This window comes from Actinomadura logoneensis (genome assembly GCF_003428695.1).
Taxonomy (GTDB): domain Bacteria; phylum Actinomycetota; class Actinomycetes; order Streptosporangiales; family Streptosporangiaceae; genus Spirillospora; species Spirillospora logoneensis.
This window is the reverse complement of the sequence record NZ_QURH01000227.1, coordinates 20,509-28,082: the sequence shown is the minus strand read 5'-3', so window position 1 is coordinate 28,082 and position 7,574 is coordinate 20,509. Positions and strand designations below refer to the sequence as shown.

Sequence of the window (7,574 nt, the reverse complement as noted above, 5' to 3'; positions counted from 1 at the left end):
GAATGCCCGGCCCGCGGTCCGCGCGATTGCCCGGCCCGCGGTCCGCGTAAATGCCCGGCCCGTGGTCGCGTGGGCGCACGGCCTGCGATAACTGGGCGGCGCATCGCCCGTGATCCCGTTGGTGGCATCAACCCCGTGGTGCCCGTAGGCTCCTCGGCCCGCGGTCCCTCTGGACACCGCGGCCCATGCCCCTCGCTGTCACCCCAGCCCGCGGGTCGCGTGCGCGCTTCAGCTCGCGCTCCGCGTGCGCGCCTCGACCCGCAGTACTTGTGCCCGCATCGGCCCGTGACCGCACGGAAGGGGCACCAACCCGTGGTGCCCGTGGGCTCCTTGGCCCATGCCCTGGACGCCTCGGCCCGCAGTCGCCGTGGATACCTCGGCCCCTTGGTTCCCGGGAGTGAGGGTGGGCCTGCTGGGCTGCGCGGAAGCGTGGTCCAAGGCTTCGCGGAAGCGTGGTTCAGGGCTGCGCGGAAGCGTGGTCCAAGGCTTCGCGGAAGTTGGTTCAGGGCTGGGCGAGGCAGCGGGTTCGGCGGGCTCTCTTGTGCATCGCTGATGCACTTCGTGCGGTCGTCTTGCGCGGCCTTGCCTTTAACCCATGGGCTTCTTGGTTACACGGGCGCCGGCTTGCGGGTGGTGGGTGGGCTCCTGGTTGGGGAGTTTGCTGGACGAGTGCTCGCATGTGGGAGGCCGGGAGGACTCCTTTCGTTTTCTGGGTGCGAGAAGCGCGCTGATGACCTGGCTCAGTGGTTGGTGGGGCGGGTGCCGTCCAGGAAGCGGTCCAGTCCCGCGTCGAACTCGGCGTCGGAGATCTCCGTGGTGTCGCGCCCGGCGTTCGCCTCGCTCTGGGCTTCGAACAGCTTGCCCAGGCGGGGGTGGGTCTCGACCACGCGTTCCATGGCGGGACGCATCTGCTCCAGCCACTCCTGCTCGGTCTGGCCGCTGCGCGCGAGGGCGAGCAGCCAGGCGGCCTCGGACATCGTCCAGCCGATGACGTAGGCGAACATCGACTTCACCGTGGCGTTGCCCTCCGTCAGGGAGAAGCCGGCGTCCTCGAGGAGGCCGAGCATCTCGTCGCTCAGCCGGACGACGTTGGGGCCGAGGTAGGACGAGCCGACCAGGCCGAGGATCGGCGCGATCCACGGATGGCGCAGGAGCATGGCGCGCATCTCGTGGGCGAGCGCGCGGACGGCCTGACGCCACTCGCCCGGGCTCTCCAGCACCGGGACGCACAGTTCTCCGTAGACCTCGTCCACCACCAGCTCCAAGAGCTGGTCCTTGTTGGCGACGTGCCGGTAGAGGGACGTCGCGCCCGCGTTCAGCGCCTGGCCGAGCTTGCGCATGCTCAGCGCCTCCACGCCCTCGGCGTCCAGCAGCTTGATCGCCTCGGTGACGATCTGCTCCCGGCTCAGGGTCGGGCGCGCGGTCCGGGTTTTCTCCGGACGCGCCCAGACCGAGGAGAACACCTGCTCATCGGCCATCGGTGGCCCTCCTTTCGGGATCGAGCCCAGCCTAGCGCACGCCGTACCCCCTTGCGTACAGCGTTCCGCGATGCGTACGGTGTTCCCGTCATTGCGAACACCGTACGCACCGGGAGACGAGATGAACCGCAATCCACGCCGCTGGTGGATCCTGCTGGTGCTCTGCCTGAGCACCCTGGTCCTGGTCATCGACAACATGGCGTTGAACGTGGCGATCCCGCCGCTGACCGAGGACCTCGGCGCGGGCCCGCAGGACATCCAGTGGATTTTGGACTCCTACATCCTGGTCTTCGCGGGCCTCCTGCTCACCGCGGGCAGCCTGTCGGACCGGTTCGGCCGGCGGCGGGTGATGATCATCGGCCTCGCGCTGTTCGGCGTCGCCTCGATGGCGGGCACCCTCGCGGAGACACCGGGGATGCTGATCGCCGCGCGGGCGGTGATGGGCGTCGGCGGGGCCCTGGTCCTTCCGAGCACGCTCTCCATCCTGATCACGGTGTTCGACGAGGACGAGCGACCCAAGGCAATGGCGGCCTGGGGCGCGGTGTCCATGGCCGGACTGGTCGGCGGCCCGATCCTCGGCGGCGTGCTGATCGCGCACTTCTGGTGGGGCGCGGTCTTCCTGATCAACGTCCCGGTCGCCGCGGTCTCCATCGTCGCCGCCGCCGTCCTGATGCCGGAGTCGCGCGGCCCGTGGCGCCGGCCCGACCCGCTGGGCATGGTGCTGTCGATCACCGGGATGGCCGCGCTGGTCTGGACGATCATTGAGTTCCCCAAGAACGGTGTGGACGGACGGACGGTGACCGGCGGCGCCATCGCGATCGTCGCCCTGATCGGCTTCGGGATCTGGGAGAGCCGGGTCAAGTCGCCGATGGTGCCGCTGCGCCTGTTCCGCGACCGCGACTTCGCCGGCGGCAGCCTCTCCCTCACCCTCGTGGAGGTCGGGAACGGCGGCCTGCTGCTCGCGCTCACCCAGTACCTGCAGTTCGTGCTCGGCTACTCCCCTCTGAAGACCGGTGTCTCGTTCATCCCCGTGGCGGTCGCGGCGCTCGTCTTCAACGGTCTCGGCGCCGCGCTGGTCGGCCGGCTCGGCAACCGGATCGCCGCGGTCGCGGGCCTGCTCATCGTGGCCGCCGGGTTCGGGACGCTCGCCGGCGTCGCCCCGGGCGACGGCTACTGGCCCGTCGCGATCGGCCTGGTGCTGATGGGCGCGGGCAGCGGCCTGGCGATGCCCGCCACCATCGGCGCCCTGATGGGCGCCGTCCCCGCGGAGCACGCCGGGGTCGGTTCGGCGCTGAACGACACGATCCAACAGGCGGGCGCCGCGCTCGGCGTCGCGCTCCTCGGCACCGTCCTCACCAGCTCCTACAAGGCGGCGATGCCGGACGGAACCTCGGACCAGGCCCGCGAGTCGATCGGCGACGCCCTCGCCGTCGCCGCCCGGACGGGCGACTCCACCCTCGCCCACCAGGCCCGCGACGCCTTCACCACGGCCATGGGCACCACATTCCTCGCCAGCCTGACCGGAGTCGTCGCCGCCACCGTCCTCGCCCTGTTCGTCCTGCGCGGCCGGCGCACGCCGCCCCCGACCCCCGCCACGTCCGACACGGCCCCCGCGACCAACGCGGCCCCCGTGACCAACGCGACCAACGCGACCAACGCGGTCGGCCCGGTCGACACGCCCCCCGGGGCCGAGGCGGTCACCCTGGTCCCCCCGACCGGCGCGGACGCCTTGGCCGACGCGGTCCTCATGGAGGACACGGTCGACACGACCCCCGGGGCCGAGGCGGTCGCCCTGGTGCCCCCGGCCGACGCGGTCGCCTTGGTGGACAAGGCCCCCACGGAGGACGCGGTCGCCATGGCCCCCAGGGCCGGCACAGTCGCCCCGGCCGACGCGGTCGGCCTGGGCGACGCGGCCCCCGTGGCCGACGCGGTCTCCTCGGTCGCCTCGAGCACCCGCGAGAACGGGAGCGTCGTGGGGCTCGTCGGAGACGGCGTGTAGGTCGCCGGAGTGGCCGTCCGCCCGGACCCCGAGGTGGACGCGGCCTTCCCCGCGAGCAGCCAGGCCGCCGCCGTCGCCTTGAACAGCGACACGGCCGCGGCCTCGGATGTGAGCGGGGCAGGCGCCGTGAAGGCGGCCGACGGCGCGGGCTCCGGAGCCGGCGCGGGGCCGGACCGCGGCGGAGAGGTCAGCGGCCTCTCCACCGGAGCGGTGGCGCGGGCCCACGAGACGCCGGCCGCACACCGCGCGCGGGACACCCACGACAACCCGGAGGACGGAGCCGCCTGTGCCATCGCTTCGGAGGACGGAGCCGGCTGTGCCGCCGCTCGGGAGGCCGACTGCGGCCCGCTCATCTGGCTCGCTTCGAGTGCCACCGACGCCGTGGACGCCGCCCTCTCGGCCGATACCACCAACGTCTCCCCCGCCGCCCTGGGCGCCGGGTCCACCCTCATGACCTGCGAAGTCTCCATCGAGAACCCCTCCCCCGTCCGGAAGTCCTGAAGTCCGCGGCCCGTCCCCCTGACGGGCCGTACGCATTCAGCCTGACCGGACGGAGCCCCCGAGCGGAACTCGGTCCCCAACCTGTGGATAACTTCGCCGAGGCTCCCGATCGCCTCCGGCGCCCGCCACCGCTCCTCCACCTTCCTCAGCAGGTCAGACGTCTCCCGCCTCCGGAGGTACATGCCTCCGGTTCTGCCGTTCTGGCGTGCTGCCGTTCTGGCGTTCTGCCGTTCTGCTGCTCGGCGGTTCTGCTGCTCGGCGGTTTCTGCGGTTTGGCGACTCGGCGGTTTGGCGGCTCGGCGGTTTGGCGGCTCGGCGGTTTGGCGGCTCTGCCGTTCGGCTGTTCGGCGGTTTCGGCGGTTTCGGCGGTGCTTGCCCTGACGCTGGGAGCTGTTGTCGGTCGCGGGTCGGGTGCCCATGGCGTCGGCCGGGCTCAGATCAGCGAGTACGGCGGTGCGGCCATGGGCGTTGATCGGACGGGGCGGCGGGTCAGGGTTGGGCGTGGCGCTCGACCGCCTGGCGGGCGATGTGCTGGACGGGGTTCGGCGGCGGAGGCAGGACGCCCGCCATCAGAACCGTCCCGACCAGTGCGCCGATCAGGACGGCTCGGCGCGGACGGACCTCGGTGCGGCTGTTCTGGCTCATGCCACCAATTCTGGGTTTCCGCACGTGACGGACACATGGGACCAGCACCCCGAATCCATGGTGGGGTCAGCCCCACCATGGGCGAGTACATGTACCTGGACGTCACTCACCCAGGCAGTCGGGCGTGCCTAGTAGAAATGGGGCGTGCCTGCATTGATCGAACCGGACGCACGGGTCCGGGTGTCGTTTCTCGCCGCGATGGACGAGTTCCGCGCGGAGGGGCGCGGCGCCCCCGAGGACGACAGCTGGCTCGGACGCGACCTGCGCGTCTACAGCGGCCAGTGGGACGAGCCCGAACCGTTCGCCAACTACGTTCGGCACGTCCGCTCGCTGGCGCTGGAGGAGACGCCGCGTCCACCCGACCATGTGCCCACGACGATTCTGTGGTGGGTGGACGGTGACGAGTTCATCGGACGGCTCACTCTCCGGCATCGCCTGACGCCTTGGCTGCTGGAGTCGAACGGGCACATCGGCTACGACGTGCGCCCCTCGGCGCGCCGTCGCGGGCACGCGAGCGCCATGCTCCGCGCGGCCCTGCCCGTCGCGCGCGGACTCGGGATCGAGCACGTGCTCGTCACGTGTGACTCTGACAACGTTCCGTCACGGTTGGTCATCGAGAGGAACGGCGGCGTCCTGGAGGACCGCCGGGGGATCAAGCTGCGCTATTGGGTTCCCTGCCCTCCCGCCTCCTGACGCAAGGTGACTTTGCGCTGCTCTCCACCTGGCGAAGACGCGGGTGAAGTCGAGCTTGGCAAAGCATGGACGGGGAAGGCCGGCATCCAGTAGAGAGGCGAGTTATGACCGCATTGGTACTGGGTCCGCTCCTCCGGCATGTCGGTGAACGCACCGCGACGGTGTGGGTGGAGACCGACCGTCCATGCCGGGTGCTCGTGCGCGCGGGGGACGTGGAGGCTGAGGCGCGGACGTTCACCGTCCACGGGCATCACTTCGGCCTTGTCGAGGTCGAGGGCCTTGAACCGGGTGCGCGCGTTCCGTACGAAGTGCGGCTGGACGACGTCCGCGTATGGCCGGAGGACGATTCCGCCTTCCCTCCCAGTCGGCTGCGCACGCTCGACTTCTCCGGCACGCTGCGCGTCTCCTTCGGCTCGTGTCGCCGTTCCCCCGACCGGGACGACGCGCACGGCTTCGACACGCTCTCCGCGTTGGCGCATCACCTCGTGCGCACGGACGCGGGGTGGCCCGACGTCCTGCTCATGGTCGGCGACCAGGTGTACGCGGACGAACTCGACCCGGCCATGCGCGAGATCGTGCGTGAACATCGCGGCGGTGATGAGGGCGTCACCCCGCAGAGTGGCGAAAGCGGCGGGGACGCCACGTCGGACCACGCCGACTCGTCGGGCGCGTGTCCGGACGACGAGGTCGCGGATTTCGAGGAGTACACGCATCTCTACCGGCTCGCCTGGCGCGAGGACCCCGCCGTGCGCTGGCTGTTGTCGACGGTGCCGACGTTCACGGTGTTCGACGACCACGACATCCGCGACGACTGGAACACGTCCTACACGTGGCGGCAGCAGATGTGGGACCTGCCCTGGTGGCGGAACCGCATCGTCGGGGGGATCAGCTCGTACTGGGTGTACCAGCACCTCGGCAACCTCTCACCCGAGGCGCGCGCCACGGACAAGGTGCTGGCGGCCGTACGCGAGACGTCCGCGAGTGGCGGCGACAGCGGCGACGTCCTGGACGAGTTCGCCGAGCGCGCGGACCGGCAGCCCGACACGGCGCGCTGGAGCTACGCGCACGACTGGGGACGCACCCGCCTGGTCGTCGTGGACAGCCGGTGCTCGCGGCTGCTGACGCCCGAGCGGCGCGGAATGCTCGACGACGAGGAGTTCGACTGGCTGGACGGGCAGTTGCAGGGGGACGTCGACCATCTGCTCGTGGCGTCGTCCCTGCCCTACCTGCTCGCGCCCGCCGTCCACCACGCGGAGTCGTGGAACGAGGCCGTCGCGGAGGGGGCGTGGGGCGCGCGCGCCGCCCGGCTCGGGGAGAAGGTCCGGCAGGCGGCCGACCTGGAGCACTGGGCGGCGTTCGAGCGGTCGTTCCGGGAGGTCGCGAACGACGTCATCGCCGTCGCGCGCGGAGAGCGCGGGGCCGCGCCCGCCACAGTCGCCTTTCTCTCCGGTGACGTCCACTTCTCTTACCTGGCGAGGGTCCTCGCGCCGGAGGCGTCCTCGGCGATCGTGCAGGTCGTGTGCTCGCCGTTGCGGAATCCGCTTCCGAGCAAGTTCCAGTGGGCGAACCGCCTCGCGTGCGTGCGAGGAACGGGCGTGCCGTTCCGGTGGCTCGCCCGGATGGCGCGCGTCCCGCGCTCGCCGCTGCGCTGGCGCATCACGGAGGGCCCCTGGTTCGACAACGCGATAGCGACGGTCGAACTGACCGGGCGGGAGAGCCGCGTGCAGTGGCGCTCGCCCACCGCACCGAACGAGTTGTCCGAGGTGGCGGCGGTCCCCCTCACCCGGTGAGGTGTGTCCGTTCCGCCCCCTCCTGCACCGGAACGGACACACCTCCTCCACCGGGCCATCGGCGCCGCACCCCGCCCCCTCTCCGGGGCGCGCGGCGCCGATGGCGTTCCTGCGAACCGGCGCCCCCGGCCCACCCGCTCCCTCACCGACCGCTCCACGGACTGCCCTCAGGTATCGCCCCGTCCCTCGCCCGCATCTCCCAGACCCAAGACGCGGAAGCGGTTTAGTCATGACGCGGTTTGCGGAATCATTCTCCGCGACGTTTCGTGGTCAAGCCATCACCATCGGTTCATAAGGTCGGGCGGCCATGCGACGCTCCGTCCCCGGTCTATTCGGCGGACGCCCCGCAGCCGTGCTTCGTCTTGGAGGACCCGTGAGCGAAACCGCGTCCGAGGCTGCTCCGCCCGGCGGCAACGGACCGGAGCCCGGTGGAGCCGGAGGCGGACGCGAGCCCGGTGGCAACGGACC

The 7,574-nt window shown here is 71.3% G+C and carries 6 protein-coding genes; 4 read left to right on the top strand and 2 right to left on the bottom strand.

Annotation, left to right across the window (positions count from 1 at the left end):
• Window positions 1-740: 740 nt before the first annotated feature.
• The gene (locus DZF91_RS13305) at window positions 741-1,478 is read right to left on the bottom strand and encodes a TetR/AcrR family transcriptional regulator (protein WP_117357789.1); all 738 of its coding nucleotides are present in this window, start codon (window positions 1,476-1,478) and stop codon (window positions 741-743) included.
• Window positions 1,479-1,599: 121 nt separating this feature from the next.
• Between DZF91_RS13305 and DZF91_RS13300 the strand changes: the two genes are divergently transcribed.
• Complete coding sequence (locus DZF91_RS13300; protein WP_117357788.1) at window positions 1,600-3,477, top strand: MFS transporter; 1,878 nt, start codon at window positions 1,600-1,602, stop codon at window positions 3,475-3,477.
• A 9-nt stretch (window positions 3,478-3,486) separates the two neighbouring features.
• Complete coding sequence (locus DZF91_RS13295; protein ID WP_117357787.1) at window positions 3,487-3,978, top strand: hypothetical protein; 492 nt, start codon at window positions 3,487-3,489, stop codon at window positions 3,976-3,978.
• A gap of 489 nt (window positions 3,979-4,467) precedes the next feature.
• On the opposite strand, the gene DZF91_RS39755 is transcribed toward DZF91_RS13295, so the two are convergent.
• On the bottom strand, window positions 4,468-4,623 hold the full coding sequence (locus DZF91_RS39755) for a hypothetical protein (RefSeq protein WP_158587935.1): 156 nt from the start codon (window positions 4,621-4,623) through the stop codon (window positions 4,468-4,470).
• A 144-nt stretch (window positions 4,624-4,767) separates the two neighbouring features.
• On the opposite strand from DZF91_RS39755, the gene DZF91_RS13290 reads away from it, so the two are divergent.
• Both DZF91_RS13290 and DZF91_RS13285 read left to right on the top strand, forming a co-directional pair.
• On the top strand, window positions 4,768-5,316 hold the full coding sequence (locus DZF91_RS13290) for a GNAT family N-acetyltransferase (protein WP_199486606.1): 549 nt from the start codon (window positions 4,768-4,770) through the stop codon (window positions 5,314-5,316).
• A 104-nt stretch (window positions 5,317-5,420) separates the two neighbouring features.
• Window positions 5,421-7,106 carry an alkaline phosphatase D family protein gene (locus DZF91_RS13285; protein WP_117357785.1) on the top strand — a complete coding sequence of 562 codons (1,686 nt, stop codon included), beginning with the start codon at window positions 5,421-5,423 and terminating at the stop codon, window positions 7,104-7,106.
• Window positions 7,107-7,574 lie beyond the last annotated feature (468 nt).